The organism is Micromonospora sp. WMMD987, assembly GCF_029581435.1.
Taxonomy (GTDB): domain Bacteria; phylum Actinomycetota; class Actinomycetes; order Mycobacteriales; family Micromonosporaceae; genus Micromonospora; species Micromonospora rifamycinica.
The window spans coordinates 3021484-3038856 of the sequence record NZ_CP120861.1 but is presented as its reverse complement, the minus strand read 5'-3'; the positions used below and the strand labels follow the sequence as shown (position 1 = coordinate 3038856).

The 17373-nt window shown below is 73.8% G+C and carries 18 protein-coding genes; 10 read left to right on the top strand and 8 right to left on the bottom strand.

Features of this window, described 5'->3' with window-relative positions:
• The first annotated feature begins 10 nt into the window (after window positions 1-10).
• Entirely contained in the window at window positions 11-1675 is a 1665-nt protein-coding gene (locus O7612_RS12840) for a cellulose binding domain-containing protein (RefSeq protein ID WP_282273404.1), read from the top strand.
• Window positions 1676-1764: 89 nt separating this feature from the next.
• Here the strand turns inward: O7612_RS12840 and O7612_RS12835 are convergent, their stop codons facing one another.
• Window positions 1765-2658, bottom strand: coding sequence for an SGNH/GDSL hydrolase family protein (locus O7612_RS12835; protein ID WP_282273402.1), 894 nt, complete (start codon window positions 2656-2658; stop codon window positions 1765-1767).
• Between the two features lie 411 nt (window positions 2659-3069).
• Between O7612_RS12835 and O7612_RS12830 the strand changes: the two genes are divergently transcribed.
• The 3 genes from O7612_RS12830 to O7612_RS12820 all read left to right on the top strand — a co-directional run bounded on the left by O7612_RS12830 (window position 3070) and on the right by O7612_RS12820 (window position 6821).
• The gene (locus O7612_RS12830; RefSeq protein WP_282273892.1) at window positions 3070-4602 is read left to right on the top strand and encodes a cellulose binding domain-containing protein; all 1533 of its coding nucleotides are present in this window, start codon (window positions 3070-3072) and stop codon (window positions 4600-4602) included.
• Window positions 4603-4946: 344 nt separating this feature from the next.
• Complete coding sequence (locus tag O7612_RS12825; RefSeq protein ID WP_282273400.1) at window positions 4947-6263, top strand: cellulose binding domain-containing protein; 1317 nt, start codon at window positions 4947-4949, stop codon at window positions 6261-6263.
• Window positions 6264-6449: 186 nt separating this feature from the next.
• A complete protein-coding gene (locus O7612_RS12820; RefSeq protein ID WP_282273891.1) occupies window positions 6450-6821 on the top strand; it encodes a metalloregulator ArsR/SmtB family transcription factor in 372 nt (123 codons plus the stop codon).
• Window positions 6822-6848: 27 nt separating this feature from the next.
• Here the strand turns inward: O7612_RS12820 and O7612_RS12815 are convergent, their stop codons facing one another.
• From O7612_RS12815 to O7612_RS12785, 7 genes are all read right to left on the bottom strand, one after another.
• Window positions 6849-7112 carry a hypothetical protein gene (locus O7612_RS12815; protein ID WP_282273398.1) on the bottom strand — a complete coding sequence of 88 codons (264 nt, stop codon included), beginning with the start codon at window positions 7110-7112 and terminating at the stop codon, window positions 6849-6851.
• Window positions 7113-7253: 141 nt separating this feature from the next.
• Window positions 7254-7562: a DUF2470 domain-containing protein gene (locus O7612_RS12810; protein WP_282273396.1), complete on the bottom strand. Its 309-nt coding sequence runs from the start codon at window positions 7560-7562 to the stop codon at window positions 7254-7256.
• Window positions 7559-8236: a biliverdin-producing heme oxygenase gene (locus tag O7612_RS12805; protein ID WP_282273394.1), complete on the bottom strand. Its 678-nt coding sequence runs from the start codon at window positions 8234-8236 to the stop codon at window positions 7559-7561. The genes O7612_RS12810 and O7612_RS12805 overlap by 4 nt, the downstream gene beginning before the upstream one ends.
• Entirely contained in the window at window positions 8237-9130 is an 894-nt protein-coding gene (locus O7612_RS12800; RefSeq protein WP_282273392.1) for a heme ABC transporter ATP-binding protein, read from the bottom strand.
• A 43-nt stretch (window positions 9131-9173) separates the two neighbouring features.
• A complete protein-coding gene (locus O7612_RS12795; protein ID WP_282273390.1) occupies window positions 9174-10271 on the bottom strand; it encodes an iron ABC transporter permease in 1098 nt (365 codons plus the stop codon).
• The gene (locus O7612_RS12790; RefSeq protein WP_282273388.1) at window positions 10268-11281 is read right to left on the bottom strand and encodes an ABC transporter substrate-binding protein; all 1014 of its coding nucleotides are present in this window, start codon (window positions 11279-11281) and stop codon (window positions 10268-10270) included. The genes O7612_RS12795 and O7612_RS12790 overlap by 4 nt, the downstream gene beginning before the upstream one ends.
• Window positions 11278-12120 (bottom strand): hypothetical protein, encoded by an 843-nt coding sequence (locus O7612_RS12785; RefSeq protein WP_282273386.1) that lies wholly within the window; start codon window positions 12118-12120, stop codon window positions 11278-11280. Before O7612_RS12785 ends, O7612_RS12790 begins: the two co-directional genes overlap by 4 nt.
• 194 nt (window positions 12121-12314) lie before the next feature.
• Here O7612_RS12785 and O7612_RS12780 point away from each other — a divergent pair, with 194 nt between their 5' ends.
• The 6 genes from O7612_RS12780 to O7612_RS12755 all read left to right on the top strand — a co-directional run bounded on the left by O7612_RS12780 (window position 12315) and on the right by O7612_RS12755 (window position 17175).
• Window positions 12315-13823: an HtaA domain-containing protein gene (locus tag O7612_RS12780; RefSeq protein ID WP_282273384.1), complete on the top strand. Its 1509-nt coding sequence runs from the start codon at window positions 12315-12317 to the stop codon at window positions 13821-13823.
• Window positions 13824-13892: 69 nt separating this feature from the next.
• Window positions 13893-15086, top strand: coding sequence for a DUF916 domain-containing protein (locus O7612_RS12775; RefSeq protein ID WP_282273383.1), 1194 nt, complete (start codon window positions 13893-13895; stop codon window positions 15084-15086).
• Window positions 15083-15943: a hypothetical protein gene (locus O7612_RS12770; protein WP_282273382.1), complete on the top strand. Its 861-nt coding sequence runs from the start codon at window positions 15083-15085 to the stop codon at window positions 15941-15943. The genes O7612_RS12775 and O7612_RS12770 overlap by 4 nt, the downstream gene beginning before the upstream one ends.
• A gap of 52 nt (window positions 15944-15995) precedes the next feature.
• On the top strand, window positions 15996-16349 hold the full coding sequence (locus tag O7612_RS12765) for a metalloregulator ArsR/SmtB family transcription factor (RefSeq protein WP_282273380.1): 354 nt from the start codon (window positions 15996-15998) through the stop codon (window positions 16347-16349).
• On the top strand, window positions 16346-16822 hold the full coding sequence (locus tag O7612_RS12760) for an SRPBCC domain-containing protein (RefSeq protein ID WP_282273378.1): 477 nt from the start codon (window positions 16346-16348) through the stop codon (window positions 16820-16822). The genes O7612_RS12765 and O7612_RS12760 overlap by 4 nt, the downstream gene beginning before the upstream one ends.
• Complete coding sequence (locus O7612_RS12755) at window positions 16819-17175, top strand: nuclear transport factor 2 family protein (RefSeq protein ID WP_282273376.1); 357 nt, start codon at window positions 16819-16821, stop codon at window positions 17173-17175. The genes O7612_RS12760 and O7612_RS12755 overlap by 4 nt, the downstream gene beginning before the upstream one ends.
• Window positions 17176-17373: the final 198 nt, after the last annotated feature.

The window sequence follows — 17373 nt, the reverse complement described above, 5'->3', positions numbered from 1 at the left end:
ACGGAAGAACATGAGACGACCCACACGCAGGCGTCGCCTGCTGACCGCCCTGGCGACCGGGCTCCTGCTGGTGGCAGGCCCGGCCGTGGTGCTGCGGACCTCCCCGGCACTGGCCCTGAACAACGGGGTGGCCCGGACGCCCCCGATGGGGTGGAACAGCTGGAACACCTTCGGGTGCAACATCAACGAGACGCTGATCCGGCAGATGACCGACGCGATGGTCAGCTCCGGCATGAAGGACGCCGGTTACCAGTACGTCGTCGTCGACGACTGCTGGATGAACCCCAACCGTGACTCCGCCGGCAACCTCCAGGGTGACCCGACCCGCTTCCCCTCGGGCATGAAGGCGCTCGGCGACTACATCCACGCCCGGGGGCTGAAGTTCGGCATCTACCAGGCGCCCCTCGACAAGACCTGCGCCCAGTACTTCAACAGCTACCCCGGTGCCACCGGCTCCCAGGGACGCGAAGCGCAGGACGCCCGGCAGTTCGCCGCCTGGGGCGTCGACTACCTCAAGTACGACTGGTGCTCCCCCAGCGGCAGCATCGACGACCAGGTGCGCGCCTTCGCCAAGATGCGTGACGGCCTCGCCGCCGCCGGCCGACCCATCGTCCTGAGCATCAACTCCAACAGCATCCACTCCAAGACCGGCCCGCAGCGTGACTGGGGCGACGTGTCGAACATGTGGCGCACCACCGAGGACATCACCAACACCTGGAACAGCGGCCAGACCAACGGCTACCCGATGGGCATCCAGAACATCGTCGACGTCACCGTCCCGCTCGCGGCGCGGGCCAAGCCCGGGGCGTTCAACGACATGGACATGATGGAGGTCGGCCGGGGCGGCATGACCGACACCGAGATGCGCAGCCACTTCGCCCTCTGGGCCATCCTGGCCTCGCCCCTCATCGCCGGCAACGACCTGCGCAACATGAACGCGGCGACCCAGACGATCCTGAAGAACGCCAACCTCATCGGCATCAGCCAGGACCCGCTCGCGCTCCAGGCCAGCCAGGTCTCCTTCGACGGCACCCGTCGGGTCCTGGCCAAACGACTGGCCAACGGCGACGTCGCCGTCGCCCTGTTCAACCAGGGCACCGCCGCCACCACCATCAGCACCAGCGCGTCCGCCCTCGGGCTGTCGGGCAACTCGTTCACCCTGCGCGACGCGTGGACCAACACCACCAGCACCAGCACCGGGGCCATCTCCGCCAGCGTCCCGGGCCACGGCACGGTCGTCTACCGGGTCAGCGGCACGACCAGCACCCCGACCCCGACCCCGACCACGCCGACGCCCACCCCGACCACGCCCGCGCCGACCACCCCCGCGCCGACCACCCCGCCGCCTTCGGCCGGCCCGTGTCAGGTCACGTACGCGGTCAGCAGCCAGTGGCCGGACGGGTTCCAGGCCGAGGTGACGATCCGCAACACCGGCACCTCGGCGATCAGCGGCTGGAACCTGCAGTGGTCGTTCGCCAACGGCCAGAAGGTGAACCAGGCATGGGGCGGCACGTACACCCAGAGCGGCGCGCAGGTCACCGTCACCAACGCGGGCTGGAACGGCACCATCGCCGCCGGTGCCAGCGTGAACTTCGGATTCATCTCCACCTGGTCCGGAGGTAACACCGCACCGACCGCCTTCACCCTCAACGGCCAGGAGTGCAGCGTGGCCTGACCCCACGTGCGCCGCACCCGACGTGCGGAACCCCCTGTCACGACGTCGCCCGGTGTCCGGGCGGCCCGTGGCAGGGGGTCCGCCCGGGTTCAGCCGCGCAGCGTGTCCAGCAGGGCGGTGGCCATGCCCTGCTCACCCCGGGCGTTCGGGTGGAAGGGCGCGGCCGGGTTCTCCGGCAGCAGGCCCTCGACCCAGCGGGTGCCGCTGCTCTTGCAGGTGTCCCGTCCGATCGACGGGGTGTAGACGTCGGCGTAGCCCGCCCCGTTCGCGGCCGCGGCACCGGCCAGCATCGCGTTGAGCGAGGTGGCGACCCCCCGCAGGTACGGCACGTCCTGGTAGGCGATCGGGACCACCGGCCAGCAGCCGTACCCGCTGTCCGGCACGATCGCCGGGTAGCCGAGCACCACGATCCGCGCCGTGGGCGCGGCCTGCCGGACCGCCTGGAGCACGGCGGCCACCTTCGGCGCGGTGGCGGTGATCCTGGCCCGCAACTGGTCGGTGCCACCGGCGGTGTACAGGTTCTTGCAGGGCGAACCGAGCGGACTGCTGAAGCTCTCCTGCGCGCAGTCACCGATGATGCTGGAGAAGCCGATGTCGTTGCCGCCGATCTGCACCGTCACCAGCGCCGTGTCGGCGGTGACGGCGCTGAGCTGCGGCGGGAGCGCGGCACCCGAGGAGCGGCTGCCGGCGGACAGGATGTCGTCGGTGGTGGCTCCGGAACAGCTCACGTCGACGAACGACGACGAGCCGGCGGACGCGGCGACCAGGGAGGGGTAGTTGCGGTTGGAGCGCAGGCAGTTCCGGTCGACCTGGGTGGGGATCAGCGGACCGGAGGTGTACGAGTCGCCGAGCGCCACGTACCGTCCGGTGGGGACGGCGGCGTGGGCGGGCACGGCGACGGTGGACAGCACGCCGGCGGTGGCCGCGACGAGCGCGGCCGTCCGGGTGACTGCCCTCAGCAGCGGCAGGCGGGGACGGGGCATGACGCCTCCCAGAAGGGATCGCGGGGGTGGTGGCCGCGATCCTGCCGTCGCCATCTGCCGACGTCAATATTTAAGTCCTCACTAAAGTGCGGTTCGGGATGTGGTCCGACCGCATCGGACCGGCACCCCGGCCGACCGACCAGATCGATTGACGGACGTCGAAGCCGGGCGGGATAATCCCTGCGGAGCCGGGCTGACTGCGGGCCGAGGGACAGGGCACGACACGGACCGACGGAGCGGACCGAGGGGTTCACCACGGCCGACGGTCGCACGTCGACGCCAGCACCCGGTGCACCGCCTCAGCACGTCCGCGACCTCAGCGCCGTCGACCGGGCCGACCCACCGGTGGCCGCCCGTCGACGGCCGGCATCCGTCGCCACCTCCATTCCCGGAAGGATCCCCATGCCCCCCATGCGTTCCCGTGCCCGGCTGGCGGTGTCGGTGCTCGGCACCGTCGTCGTCGCCGGCACCGCCGCGCTCTCCGCCACCGTTCCCGCGCAGGCCGCCGCCGGCTGCCGGGTCACCTACACGGTGGCCAGCCAGTGGCCGAGCGGCTTCAGCGCGAACATCGACCTCACCAACCTCGGCGACCCGCTCACCAGTTGGCGGTTGACCTGGTCGTTCACCGGAGGACAGGTGATCAGCCAGGGGTGGAACGGCACGGTGACCCAGTCCGCGGCCCGGGTCACGGTCACCAACGCCAGCTGGAACGGCAGTCTCGGCACCGGGGCCGGCACCCAGCTCGGCTTCGGCGCCTCGTGGAACAACTCGTCGAACCCGGTCCCGGTCGACTTCGCGCTCAACGGGGTGCCGTGCACCGGCCGTACCAACTCCCCCACGCCACCGCCGACCACACCGCCACCCACCACGCCACCGCCGACCACCACACCGCCACCGACCACACCGCCACCGGCATCCGGCGCGCTGGACCAGACCTCGACCATGGGTCGGGTCAAGGCGGTGGGCGACAGCGCCCAGTTCACCTGGCCCGGCATCTACTTCGAGGGCCGGTTCCGCGGGACCGGGGTCGGGATCGTCCTCAACGACGCCCAGAACGACTACGTCGTGCAGGTCGACGGGACGACGGTCGCCACCCTGGTGACGCCGGGCAGGACCACCTACTGGGTCCGCAACCTGGCCAACGGCGAGCACACCGTACGTCTGGTCAAGCGCACCGAGAGCCCGTGGAGCGCGGGCGAGTTCGGCGGCCTGGTCCCCGCCGCCGGAGGTGCCATCCTGGCCAGACCCGCCGCCCGCAGTCGGCAGATCGAGTTCATCGGTGACTCCTGGACGGCCGGCTACGGCAACATGTCGACCACCCGCGACTGCTCCGGCAACGGCGGGGTCACCCGCAACTCCAACGCCGACGTCACCTTCGGCGCGCTCACCGCGCAGAGCCTGAACGCCGACTACCAGCTCATCGCCTGGTCCGGCCTCGGCATGGTGCGCAACTACAACGGTGGGGGCACGGACAACTTCCGCACCTACTACGAGACCGACCTCCAGGCCCTGTGGAACAGCACGGTGTGGCAGAACCCGGGCACCTGGAAGCCGCAGCTGGTGGTGGTCGGGCTGGGCATCAACGACTTCTCCACCGCCCTCAACCCCGGTGAGCGGTGGACCACCGTCGACCAGCTCGCCGCCGACTACCGGAGCGCCTACCTGGCCTTCATCGACAAGCTGCGCAGCCGGTACGGCCCCGACACGTTCATCGTGCTCACCTACCCCGACCTGTCCCCCACGACCGCGCTGGCCAGCTCCGTCCAGCAGGTCGTCCAGACCCGCACCAGCCGGGGCGACACCCGGATCCGCTCGCTGTACTACGACGACAACGCGCTGGGGCTGGACAAGCTCGGTTGCGACTGGCACCCGTCCCGCCGCGACGACCAGCTCCTCGCCGGTGCGCTCACCCGGTTCGTCAACACCCTGCCGTTGAACTGGTGAACCGTCCCGCCGGCTGACGGCGGGGGCCGGCCCGCTCCCCGCCGAGGGGAGGAACGACGGTGCGGGGGTCGGCGGCGTCCGGGACGCCGCCGACCCCCGCACCGGTCGTCGCGCGGGCGCTCACCGGGCGGTCCGGCCATCCGGCCGAACCCGTTTCTCCTGCTCCGGACGATTCGCTGCCCCCTGTTGACATCATACGTCATACGGATTACGTTCGTAATCATCGATTAATTTGATCATCTGCTGTCGGTGGTCGAGGGCCGTCGCCGCCGGTTCCCCGGCCACCGCACCTCCTCCCCCGGGCGGTCGATCGCCTGTCCCCTGCCCCCGAAGGAGCCCTCCTGATGTCGAGACACCGCCTGGTAGCCGGCGCTGTCGCGGGGATCGCGGCGCTCGCCCTCGCCATGGGCGGCGCCGCGGTCACCGCCGGAGCCAGCCCGCCGGCCTACGCGAACGACGCCGCGCCGCTCGCGGCCACCGCCGGCTGCGGCAAGGCACCCACCCTGACCAGCGGCAACCGCACCATCTCCAGCGGCGGTCAGAACCGCTCGTACATCCTGCGGATCCCGGAGAACTACGACCGCAACCACCCGTACAAGCTGATCTTCGGCTTCCACTGGAACGGTGGCACCGCCAACGACGTCGACTCGGGCGGGACGAGCGGCTACCCGTGGTCCTACTACGGCATCCGGGCGCTGTCGAACAACAGCGCGATCTTCGTCGCGCCGCAGGGCATCGGCAACGGCTGGGCCAACAGCGGTGACCGCGACCTGACCTTCGTCGACGACATGATGCGCCAGATCGAGTCGGCCCTGTGCGTCGAGACGACGCAGCGGTTCGCCATGGGCTTCAGCTACGGCGGCGGCATGAGCTACGCCATCGCCTGCGCCCGCGCCACGGTCTTCCGCGCCGTCGCCGTCTACGCCGGCGGCCAGCTCAGCGGCTGCAACGGCGGCACCCAGCCGATCGCGTACATCGGCATCCACGGGCTGCGGGACAACGTGCTCCCCATCGCGACCGGCCGGTCGCTGCGCGACCGGTTCGTCCGCAACAACGGCTGCACCCCACAGAACCCGCCGGAGCCGGCACAGGGCAGCCTGACGCACACCGTGACCTACTACGCGGGCTGCCGGGCCGGGTACCCGGTCGCCTGGGCGCCGTTCGACGGCGGGCACGCCCCCAACGCCGTGGACGGCACCGCCGACCCCTACGCACCCGGCGAGAAGTCCTGGACCCGGCCGGTGGTGTGGAACTTCTTCAGCCAGTTCGACGGCACCACGCCGCCCACCACTCCACCGGCGACCCCGACCACCCCACCGGCCACCCCGACCACTCCACCGGCGACCCCGACCACCCCACCGCCCGGCGGTAGCGGCTGCACCGCCACGGTGACGGTGAACCAGTGGACCGGTGGCTTCACCGCCTCGGTACGGGTCACCGCCGGCTCCGCCGGCACCACCGGCTGGACGGTCAGCGCCACCCTGCCCGGCGGGGCCAGCGTCACCAACACCTGGAGCGCCACCGCCAGCGGCAGCACCGGAACGGTGCGCTTCACCAACGTCGACTACAACGGCCGGCTCGCCCCCGGCCAGGTCGCGGAATTCGGCTTCCAGGGCAACGGCAGCGGGTCCGGGCTGACGCCCACCTGCACCGCACGCTGACCGACAGTCCACCGCGAGAGCACCGGCAACGCCCCGGGGGCCGGTGGAGGGGAGTCGACTCCCGTCCACCGGCCCCCGGCACCGCCGCCCCCGGGTCGGCCGATCCGCCCCCGCCGGTCACCCGATCCGCGAATTCGTCGTGGCCGATCGGCGATCCAGCGGCCAGACATGACTCTTGCTGCCATGATGGCGGACGTGGGAGCTGCGAAAACCAATACGCCTGTCATCTCGCCGCTGGCCGGCGAGCCGATCAAACGCGCCGACGCGGAACGGCTCGCGGGGGTGCTGAAGGCCTTCGCCGACCCGGCCCGGCTGCGGCTGCTCAGCCTCATCCAGTCGGCCCCGGAGGGCGAGGCGTCCGTCACCGACCTCACCGCGCCGCTCGGCCTGTCCCAGCCGACGGTAAGCCATCACCTGCGGATCCTCACCGAGGCCGGGCTGATCGAACGCGAGAAGCGCGGCGTCTGGGCGTACTACCGGACGGTGCCCGCCGCGATCAGCGCGATCGCCGACCTGTTGACCCCGCCCCGCAAACGGGCCACCAGGAAGACCCGCTGACGCCGGACGGTCGGCGGCCCACCGGGGTCAGGATCCGAAGGACCCGGCCCCCGGTTCCCAGCGGTACAGGTACACCGGGGTCTGCTCGGCCACCATCCGGGCGAGGTTCTGTCGGACCTCCCGCAGGTGCGGCGAGAAGACCTCCGGGTCGGCACCGCCCCAACGGGTGAAGATCCGCTCGGCCTCGGCATGCGTCCGGAGCGCCTCGGCGCGTCGGTTCAGCCGCCACAGGTGGCCGCTCAGGTTCGCCAGCACCGCGGCCAGCGGCACCACCCGTCGGGACGATCTCAACACCGGCCTCCCCGCCGCACGGGCGCTCCACCCGGGAACGTCACCCGGTCGCCCGATACCGAGCGTAGGGTCGCCCGGCCAGCCGCTGACCGTCCTGCCGGCTATCCGAACCCGACGGTGCCAGCGGCCGGGCCGGGCCGCTCAGTCGGCGGGGCGCGGCGGCACGCCGAGCGCGGCGCACGCCTGCTCGTACATCCGGACCACCTCGCGGCGGATCTCGGCCCGCTCGGTGAGCCGGTGGGCGAACGGGATCCGCACCGGCACCTCGATGTCGTCGAGGGTGACGGCGAAGTCCATCCCGTCGGCGTCCAGGCCGGTCACCCGCGCCCGGGTCGCCGCCGGGCAGCCGCCGAGGGCACGGCAGATCAGCAGCGAGTCCCCGGCGTGGTCGTCGTTCATGTGCCGGCTGACCGCGTGGACGACGTCGGCGTCGAACGGCTGCCCGGTCACGCCACCGCCTCCGGCATCCCCGGGCCGTCCGGCACGTGCCCGGCCAGGGCGGTGAAGACCGCCATGTTGTGCCGGTACGCCACCAGCACCTCGTCCAGCAGCGCCGCCTCGTCGGCCGGGCTCAGCGGCAGGGCGTCCAACCGCGCCCGGTACGCGTCCTTGTACGCCGTGGGTCGGGGGATCCGGTCGAAGGTGTAGAAGGCCACCCCCGTCTGCCCGGTCAGCCCGTACCGCCGGGCCACCGCCCGCCCGATGTGCAGCCCTCCGGAGAGGTCGCCCAGGTAGCGGGTGTAGTGGTGGGCGATGAAACGCACCGGGGAGGTGCCGCCCACGGCCCGGATCCGGTCGGCGTAGGCCACCGTCGTCGGGTGCGGCGTGGTGCGCAGCGCCCAGTCCGGTCCGGCCAGGTGGGTCAGGTCCGCCTCCAGGGCGGGCAGCCGGGTCAACGCGTCGTCGACGAACCCACCGGCGACGGGATCGTCGCGCATCGCCTCGGCGGCCGACTCCAACGCCTGGTACAGGGCGTGGTGCTGCACCACCAGGTCGAGGTAGCCGGCCAGGTCCAGCTCGCCGGCCACCAGCGCGGTCACGTAGCGCTGGCTCTCGGCGGCGGCGTGGACCTCCTGGCTGGCGGCCCGGAGCCGGGCCGAGAACGGCATGGGTGGGGTGTCCATCTATTCCTCCGTGACGGGGGTGTTCCGGGCCGGACCCCGGCGGCGGGGGGCGACCAGCGGCAGGTGGGTGTCCGGGTGCGGCACGACCTCGATGTCGTGCCGGTAGACCTCGCTGAGCAGGGGCGCGGTCAGCACCGTGCCGGGGGGTCCGGCGGCCCGTACCCGCCCCTCGGCGAGCAGGGTGATCCGGTCCGCGTACGCCCCGGCCAGGGCGAGGTCGTGCAGCACCACCACGACGGCGTCGCCGGCCTCGGCCCGCTCCCGGGCGATACGCATAACCAACTCCTGGTGGTGCAGGTCGAGGGCGGCGGTCGGTTCGTCGAGCAGCAGTACCCCGGTCTGCTGGGCCAGCACCCGGGCCAGTGCCACCCGGGCCTGCTCGCCGCCGGAGAGCGACGGGAAGGACCGGGCGGCGAACCGGATCACGTCACAGCGTCGCATGGTCTCGGCGACCACCGCATCGTCGCGGGCCTCCTCCGGGCGACCGGCCCAGGGGGAACGACCCATCCGGACCACCTCGACCACCGCGAAGGGGAAGCTCAGGACACTGCGCTGGGTCAGCACCGCCCGACGCATCGCCAGCTCCACGGCCGACCACTCGGCCAACGGACGACCGTCGACCTCGACCGTCCCGGCGGCGAGCGGCAGGTCACCGCTGACGGCGGCCAGCAGAGTGGACTTGCCGGCACCGTTCGGCCCCACCAGGGCGTGCAGTTCACCGGCACGGACCGCGAGGTCGACGCGGTCGAGCACCGGTCGGCCGGCACGCTCGACCCGGATGCCGGTGACCCGGACCCGGGTGCCGCCGGGCACCGTGGCGGTCGGCACCCGGGGTGCCGACCGGCGGCCGAGCAGCCGCAGCGGTCCCCGTCGCCGACGTTGCCGTACGTTCATCACGATCCACCTCCGGGTCTGCGGGTCAGGTCGCCGAATCCGCTCACGCCCAACCGCCGGCACGGTCCCGCGTGCGGCGCAGCAGCCAGAAGAAGGCGGGACCGCCGACGAGTGCGGAGAGCACCCCCAGCGGCAGCTCCTGGTAGTCCACCAGGGTCCGGGCCGCGAGGTCGGCGGCGACGACGACGATCGCGCCACCGAGGGCGCTGGCCGGCAGCAGCAGCCGGTGTCCCGGGCCGGCGACCATCCGGACCAGGTGGGGCACGACCAGGCCGACGAAGCTGATGATGCCGGTGAAGGCGACCGCCGCCGCGCCGAGCAGCGCGGTGACCACGATCATCCGGACCCGCAGCCGTTCCACGTCCACCCCGAGGTGGCGCGCGGAGCGTTCGCCCAGGGCGAGCAGGTCGAGCCGGCGGGCGTCGGCGAGGGTGGCGAGCAACCCCACCGCGAGGCAGGGCGCGGCCAGCGCCACCGCCGACCAGTTCGCCTGGGCCAGGCTGCCGAGGTTCCAGAAGGCGATGGCCTGCACACCCGATTCGTCGGCGACGAACATCAGCAGCCCGATGGCGGCCCCGGCGACGGCGTTGACCGCGACCCCGGTCAGGACCAGGGTGACCACCTCGGTCCGGCCGCCGGAGCGGGCCAGCAGGTAGACCAGCCAGGTGGTGGCGAGGCCACCGGCGAACGCGGCGGCGGGCACCGTCCAGCCACCGAGGACGGTGACGCCGGTGACGATGGCCAGTGCCGCGCCCACCGCCGCGCCCGCCGAGACGCCGATGACGCCCGGCTCGGCCAACGGATTGCCGAACACCCCCTGCATCACCGCACCGGCGCAGCCGAGCGCGGCGCCGACCACCGCGGCGAGCGCGACCCGGGGGAAGCGGACCAGCCACAGCGCGCTCTCGCCGTGCGGGGCGGCGGGCCGGGGACCGAGGTCCAGGCCGAGGCGGTGCAGCACCGAGCCGAGCACCTCGGCCGGCGTGACGGCCACCTGCCCCCGCCCGGCGGCGACCAGGGCGACCAGCAGCAGACCGGCGGAGAGCCCGGCGAGCAGGACCGGTCCACGCCGGACCCGACGACGACCGGCGCGGCCCGCTCCGGTGTCCCCGGTGGCCGGTCGGATGTCGGTGGCGGTCATCGCGGGCTCCGGCAGTGCAGCGCGTCGGCCAGCGCCCGCACCACCCGCCCGGAACGGGTGCCGAAGGTGAGCAGGACGCCGTCGTCCATGTCGACGACCCGGCGGGCGGCACCGGCCGGGGTCTGCCCCACTCCGGGGAGCCTGAGCAGGCCGTCGACGCCGCCGACGGACTCCAGCCCACCGCTCATCACCAGCAGCACGTCCGGGGCCGCGTTGATCAGGCCCTCGCTGGTCAGCGGGCGGAACTTCGCCAGGCCGATCGCGCTGCCGGCGTCCACCCCGCCGGCCGCCTCGATCATCGCGTCGGAACCGGCTCCCCGCCCGCCGATCAGGTAGACCCCGGCGGTGCCGCGCAGGTAGAGGAAGGCGACGCGGGGGGGCGGGCCGTCGGGCACCCCGGCGCGGGCCGCGGCGGTCTCCCCCTCGATCCGGGTGACCAGCCGCTCGCCGGCCGGACCGACGCCGAGCGCCGCCGCGACGGCCCGGACGTGCCCGGGGACGGCGGCGAGGCTCTGCTCGGCGGCGACCAGGACCACCGGGATGCCGGCCGCGCGTAGTTGGCGCAGTGTCCCGGGTGGACCGATGCTGTCGTCGGCGAGGATCACCGTGGGGGCGAGGGCGAGCACCGCCTCGGCGGACAGGTCGTGCCCGGCCGGGGTGACCACGGGCAGGTGGGCGGCGGCCGGGAAGGTGGTGGAGGTGTCCCGGCCGACGACGTTGCCGCCGAGGCCGAGGCTGAACACGATCTCGGCGATCGAGCCGTAGAGGTTCACCGGCAGGATCCGCGTGGTGTCGGTGACGGTGGTGACGACGCCGTCGGTGGAGGTGACGGCGGCCGGCAGGGTCGGGGTGGGGGCCGGCTCCAGCGGGGTCACGTCGGTGTCGGGCAGGGTGGCGGTGACCGGGCCGCAGGAGGTCGGGGCCGACCGTGCCTCGGCCGCCGGATCGGTGCAGCCGACCAGGGTGCCGGCGAGCAGCATCAGGACGAGCGGCAGCGCACGCCGGGTCACGAGGTGCTCCGGCGGTGGCGACGGCGGCGCAGACCGGCGAGCAGCACCGCGCCGAGCACGGGTACGACCAGCACGACGAGCCACCAGCGACCGGTGTCGGAGGCGGCGCTGACCCGGGTCACCTGCGCCTGGTCGACCCGGTCCGGCTGACCGGCCCCGCCGTCGGTGCCGGCCGGTGGGGTCGCGGCGGGGCCGACGGTGGCCGGTGCCGCGCCGCTGCCGGTGGGGGCGGCGGCCCCGCCGGTCGGGGCCACCACCGGTGGGGTGGTCCGGCCCGCACCGCCGCTGCCGGCGGCACCGGTGGTGGCCGGGGCGGCGGCACCGGTACGGGTCGGAGCTGCCGCGGCGAAGGTGATCGGCACCCGGACGTCCTGGGAGCGGTCGGCGGTGCGGGTGTGGTCGGCGCGGGACGCGACCACGCACCGGCGGACCGTGCAGTCCACGTCGCCGATACGGGTGGTCACGGTGAGGCTGACCCGGAACGTGCCGCCGGCGCCGTAGGGGACGGCCAGTCCCTCCCCGTAGGAGGGTGGGTCGGACGAGATCCAGTGCGAGGCGCCGGTGCTGCCGGTGGTGTCGGCTCCACCGCCGCACGGACTGGGCGCGGCGCCGGCCCCGTTGTCCACGCAGAAGGCGACGTAGATGCCCTTGGTGACGTCGTACCCGCTGCCGGTGACCGACACCTTCGCACCGTTGCGGCCGACCCCGGTGCTGGGGGTGACGGTGAGGGTCTGTCCGGCCGCGCCCCGCCCGGTGCCGGCGTGGGCCGGCGTCGGCAGCACGCCGACACCGACAGTGATCAGGATGGCGGTCAGGACGGCGCGACGCCGTGCTCGCATCAGGCTCTCCCCATGACGGATCGGGCCGGTTGACACACCGACCGTAGTTTAGGTTTGCCTAACCTAAGCGACTAATCCACTGTTCACAAGGGGTTCTTCGGATCAAGATCTTCGCCCCGTCGCCTACTGTGCTCCGGAGTTAGGCATGCCTAACCTCAACCACTGTCCGTGTTGGGCAGGAGAGAGGAAACAGCATGGTCAGATCCAGAACCGGCACCGGGCGGTGGCGGGCGGCGCGCTGGGCGGCGGTCGCCCTGCTCGGCGCGTCGGCTGCGCTCGTCGGTGTCGCCCCCGCCCAGGCCGCCGGGGCGGACCTCCGCTCCGGCAGCCTCACCTGGGGCTTCAAGGCGTCGTTCCGCGCCTACCTGAACACCGGGAACGGCAACCCGCCGATCGCGGCCAGCGAGGGCGCCAGCATCAACGGCGACGGCACGTTCACCTTCCCCGTGAAGGGCGGCACGTACGACGCGGACACCGGCGCCCTCGACGCCCGGTACGGCGGGAAGATCGTCTTCTCGTACCCGGCGCACTTCTTCACCATCTCGTTGGCCAACCCGACGATCGTCGTCAGCGGTGGGACCGCCGCCGTCACGGCGGACGTCGACCTGCTGACCACCGCGGCCGAGCCGGTCTCGGTCCGCCAGGCCACCATCGCCACCATCGCCGTCACCGACGGCAACCCCGGTGGCAGCGGCGGCACGGTGACCGCGACCGACCTGGCGGCGACCCTGACCGCCGAGGGCGCCTCGGCGTTCAACGGCTTCTACAGCGCCGGCTCCGCGCTCGACCCCCTGTCGTTCACCGCCTCCACCGGTGGCGGCAGCGGACCGGCCGGACCGGCGGTCGGGGTCACCCCGGCCACCGGGCTCGACCCGTCCGGGGCGACGATCACGGTCACCGGCAGCGGTTTCGACCCGGAGGCCAACGGGGCGGCGGGGATCTACGTCTCCTTCGGTCCCAAGGTCGACCAGCACTGGACGAACGCCGGTGTCCTCCAGGTCACCAAGTGGGTCAACAAGACGAACGAGCCGACCGAGGCCCGCGACCGCCTCAACGCCGACGGCACGTTCCGCACCACCCTGCCGATCAGCGCGGTCTACACCGACCGCACCGGCGCGCAGGTCGACTGCACGAAGGTGCAGTGTTACGTCGTCACCTTCGCCGCCCGCGGCGCGGCCGACCGTAGCCAGGACACCTTCACCCCGGTGACGTTCGCCCGCACCCCGGTGGGCGGCGGCGACGCCGACCAGCAGATCACCACCACGGTCACCGGTGGTGCGCTGACCCTCGGCGTGGCCGGCTCCACGGTCGCCCTGCCTGCGGTCAGCAACGGGCAGGTCACCACCGGGGCGCTGAACGCCGCCACGGTCGCCGACCTGCGCGGCACCAACGCCGGCTGGAGCCTGGTCGGGCAGGCCTCCGACTTCGCCTCGGCCAGCGGCGGCACCATCGCGGCGGACAACCTGGGCTGGGTGCCGAGCGCCACCGTCGGCACCGACCCGCTCGCCGGCACCCCCGGCGTGGTCACCCCGGGCGCGGCCGCCGCGCCCGGGGCCGGCCTGGGCACGGCGCGTGCGCTGTGCACCTCGGCCACCGGCGCGAGCAACGGCACCTTCACCTGCGGCGCCCAGCTCAACCTGGGGGTTCCGGCGTCCGCCCCGGCGGGCGAGTACAGCGCGGTGCTCACCCTCACCCTCTCCTGATCAGGCACCACACCGGTGGGACGGGCCCCGTGCCCGTCCCACCGGCCCGACCACTCCCCGGAGCCCGGCATGTCCCTGTCTACCGCCCTGTCCCGCAGCGGCGCCGCGCTCGCCGCCGCGCTGCTCGTGGCCACGGTCCAGCCCGCACCGGCCCGCGCCGCGCCCGCCCCGTCGCCCGGCCCGACGGCCGCCGCCGGGGAGACCGGGGCGGCCCGCTGGGCGGTCCAACCATCCAGCGCCAAGGGCCCGACCGGGCGCAACTACTTCATCTACGACCTGGCCCCGGGCAGCACCCTGACCGACCACGTCGGCATCACCAACCTCGGCGACCGCCCGGTCACCTTCGACGTGTACGGCACCGACGCGTACAGCGCCGCCGACGGCGCATTCGCCCTGCTGCCGGCGGACCGGCCGGCCACCGACGTGGGCGCCTGGATCCGGGTCGACCGGCGCGAGTGGACGATCCCGGCGGGCAAGCGGGTCGACATCCCGTTCCGGCTCTCCGTGCCGGCCAACGCCACCCCGGGCGACCACACCGGCGGGGTGATCGGCGCGGTGGCCCGGGTCAGGACCACCGCCGACGGCCAGCGGGTCCTGGTCGACCAGCGGTTGGCCGCCCGGGTATACCTGCGGGTCACCGGCCCGGTCCGGCCGGCCGTCACCGTGGAGGCGGTCGACGTCTCCTACGACAACCCGGTCAACCCGTTCGGCGGCGGCGATCTGGTGGTCCGCTACCGGCTGCGCAACGACGGCAACGTCCGGGTCGGCGGCAGCGGCACGGTGACCGTCACCGCCCCCTTCGGCCGGGAACAGGCCCGCACCGCCCCCACCGACCTGCCGGAACTGCTGCCCGGGGCCACGTTCACCGTCACCGAACGGATCACCGGCGTACCCCCGCTGCTGCGGCTGACCGCCGAGGTCGACATCGCGGCGACCACCACGGACACCGCGCTGCCGCCGGTGGTCCGTACCGCTGGGGTGTGGGCTCCGCCCTGGCTGCTGCTGGCCCTGCTCGCCGTCGCCGTCGGCTGGGCCGGGTGGCGGTGGTGGCGACGACGGGGAACGGCCGCCGACGGGCCACTCGCCCCGCCCTCCGCCGACGCCCCCGCCGCCGGTCAGCGACCCGGCCAGGGCTCCGCCACCGGGTCGGCCGCACCCCGACCGGCCACGACCGCTCCCGCGCCGGGCGACGCGGCCGACAGACCGGGCGACACGGCCGACCGACCGGCTCCGGGTGTCGGCCGACGCACCGACGCCTCATGACCCGACAGTGGTGTGCGGTCGCCCTGCTGACCGCAGCCGTCGCCGCGGTGCCGGCTCCCGGGGTGGCCGCCCCGGCGGGCGGGTCCGGTGGCGCGTCAGTCGCCGGACCCGGCGTCACCCTGCCCGCCGGAGCGCTGCGGGTCGGGCAGCGGGTGCTGGTCGGTCTCGACGGCTGGCCCGCCGGCACCGTCCAGATCGAGGTCTGCGGCAATGCCGCCCGGCGCGGAGCGCTCGACTGCGCGACCGGGGCCGCCACCCACGGTCAGGTGCCGCCGGCCGGTCGGGCCACCCTGCCGGTGCTGTTGGGTGCCCCGCCGGTGGCCTGCCCGTGCGTACTACGGGTCCGGACGCCGACCGGCACGGCCACCGCCGTGGCCGACCTGACGCTGGCCGGGGTGACCGCCCCGGCCGTCGCGCCGACCACCCCGCCCGAGCTGACCCTGGTGGCGGTGCGGGCCGTCGACCGGTCCGGGCCGCGCGGCTGGTTCGGCCTGCCGGGCGAACTCGCGGTCCGGATCACCCTGCACAACCCCGGCCCGCAGGAGATCACCGACCCCGCGTTCCAGCTGACCGTCGGGCCGCCCGGCCGGGCCCGGACCATCGTGGCCGCCCCGGCGCTGGGCACCATCGCCGCCGGGCAGACCCGGGAGTACCACGTACCGGTGCCCACCGACGCGGCCCCGTTCGGCCGGTACGAGGTGGACGGCCGGATCGCGGTGGACGGTCGGCCGCTCGCGTTCACCGTGGCGGCGGCCCGGCGGCCCTGGGGGCTGCCCGTGGCGGCGGCCGTCCTCACGGTGGTGCTGCTGCTCGCCCGGCCGGTACGACGCCGGGTGCCCGCTGCTGCTCCCGGGTGACCATACGCAAGTGATCGTTTGTGCAAGCCGTCATTTGCGTTATTGTGGAGCCATGTCCACCGCCCCCGCACCCCTCGCCCCCGGCCCGGATCTCGACGCGGCCTTCCTCGCGCTCGGCGACCCGGTCCGGCGTGCCCTGGTGGCCCGCCTCGCCCGCGGGGACGCCACGGTGGGGCAGCTCGCCGCGCCGTTCGACCTGACCCCGCAGGCGATCTCGCACCACGTCGGGGTGCTGCGCCGGTGCGGCCTGGTCGAGCAGCGGCGCGAGGGCACCCGACGCCCCTGCCGGCTCAGGACGGATCAGCTCGCGCTGCTCGGCGCCTGGATCGACGAGCAACGGCGCACCTGGAACGACCGGCTCGACGCCCTGGAGCGACACCTCACCGACGACGGGGCGGCCCGGTGACCGGGGCGCACCTGCGTGGCGACGACCTGATCGCCCGACGGCATCTCGCCGCGTCACCCGAGCGGGTCTGGGCCGCGTTCACCTCGCCGACCGGCATCACCGCCTTCTGGGGCGGCTCGCACGCCACCGTGCCACCCGGGTCGGTGACCGTCGACCTGCGCCCCGGCGGAGAGTTCGCGCTCGACACCCGCGCGCCGGACGGCCGCACCCGTCGGCTCCGGTTCGTCTACGTGCACCTCACCGCACCACACGAGCTCGTCTTCGACGAACCGGTCACCGGCCTACGCACGACCGTCACCCTGCGCCCCACCGCCGACGGTACGGACCTCACCGTCCACCAGCGACGGCTTCCCCCCGAACTCCGCACCACCCGGGCGGCCGACGGGCTCGCCGCGATCCTCGACGCCCTGGCCGCACACCTGGGCCAGACCTGCCCGAAGCCCGCACCCGACCACGTGACGGAGCGACCATGACGCCGCAGACCCAGCGCGACCTCGTCGCGGAGTACTTCGCCGGGTTCCGGACGAGCGACCACCCGCGCATCCTCGCGACCCTCACCGAGGATGTCGAGTGGGTCATCCACGGGCACCGGACCACCCACGGCAGGGCGGAGTTCGACGGCGAGATCGAGAACCCGGCGTTCACCGGCAGCCCGGCGCTCGACGTCCACCGCGTCCACGAGGACGGCCCGGTCGTCGTCGTCACGGGTGAGGGCCGGGGCGTCAGCGTCGACCACGGACCGTTCCGCTTCGCCTTCAGCGACCTGTTCACCTTCCGCGACGGGCTGGTCGCCCGGGTGGACTCCTACGTCGTCCCGCTGCCGTGAGGCGACGGGCACCGCCCCGCACGACCCGGCAACGCCGGGCGGGGCCGCTCCACCGAGCGGCCGCAGGGGCGGGCCTGACCCGCTCGGGGCGGAATCGCGATCCGCATGTCGCTGGTCCCCTTCCACACCCGGCGATGCCGGAACCCTGACACCGGGGCCAGGGTCAGGTCATCGCGTGCGCGGCGGGACCGGACGTCG

Excerpts from the sequence above, each read along its gene's own strand:
- O7612_RS12840 (WP_282273404.1), top strand. The coding sequence starts at position 11 with ATGAGACGACCCACACGCAGGCGTCGCCTGCTGACCGCCCTGGCGACC.
- O7612_RS12835 (WP_282273402.1), bottom strand. The coding sequence starts at position 2,658 with ATGCCCCGTCCCCGCCTGCCGCTGCTGAGGGCAGTCACCCGGACGGCC.
- O7612_RS12830 (WP_282273892.1), top strand. The coding sequence starts at position 3,070 with ATGCGTTCCCGTGCCCGGCTGGCGGTGTCGGTGCTCGGCACCGTCGTC.
- O7612_RS12825 (WP_282273400.1), top strand. The coding sequence starts at position 4,947 with ATGTCGAGACACCGCCTGGTAGCCGGCGCTGTCGCGGGGATCGCGGCG.
- O7612_RS12820 (WP_282273891.1), top strand. The coding sequence starts at position 6,450 with ATGGCGGACGTGGGAGCTGCGAAAACCAATACGCCTGTCATCTCGCCG.
- O7612_RS12805 (WP_282273394.1), bottom strand. The coding sequence starts at position 8,236 with ATGGACACCCCACCCATGCCGTTCTCGGCCCGGCTCCGGGCCGCCAGC.
- O7612_RS12800 (WP_282273392.1), bottom strand. The coding sequence starts at position 9,130 with ATGAACGTACGGCAACGTCGGCGACGGGGACCGCTGCGGCTGCTCGGC.
- O7612_RS12795 (WP_282273390.1), bottom strand. The coding sequence starts at position 10,271 with ATGACCGCCACCGACATCCGACCGGCCACCGGGGACACCGGAGCGGGC.
- O7612_RS12785 (WP_282273386.1), bottom strand. The coding sequence starts at position 12,120 with ATGCGAGCACGGCGTCGCGCCGTCCTGACCGCCATCCTGATCACTGTC.
- O7612_RS12780 (WP_282273384.1), top strand. The coding sequence starts at position 12,315 with ATGGTCAGATCCAGAACCGGCACCGGGCGGTGGCGGGCGGCGCGCTGG.
- O7612_RS12775 (WP_282273383.1), top strand. The coding sequence starts at position 13,893 with ATGTCCCTGTCTACCGCCCTGTCCCGCAGCGGCGCCGCGCTCGCCGCC.
- O7612_RS12770 (WP_282273382.1), top strand. The coding sequence starts at position 15,083 with ATGACCCGACAGTGGTGTGCGGTCGCCCTGCTGACCGCAGCCGTCGCC.
- O7612_RS12765 (WP_282273380.1), top strand. The coding sequence starts at position 15,996 with ATGTCCACCGCCCCCGCACCCCTCGCCCCCGGCCCGGATCTCGACGCG.
- O7612_RS12755 (WP_282273376.1), top strand. The coding sequence starts at position 16,819 with ATGACGCCGCAGACCCAGCGCGACCTCGTCGCGGAGTACTTCGCCGGG.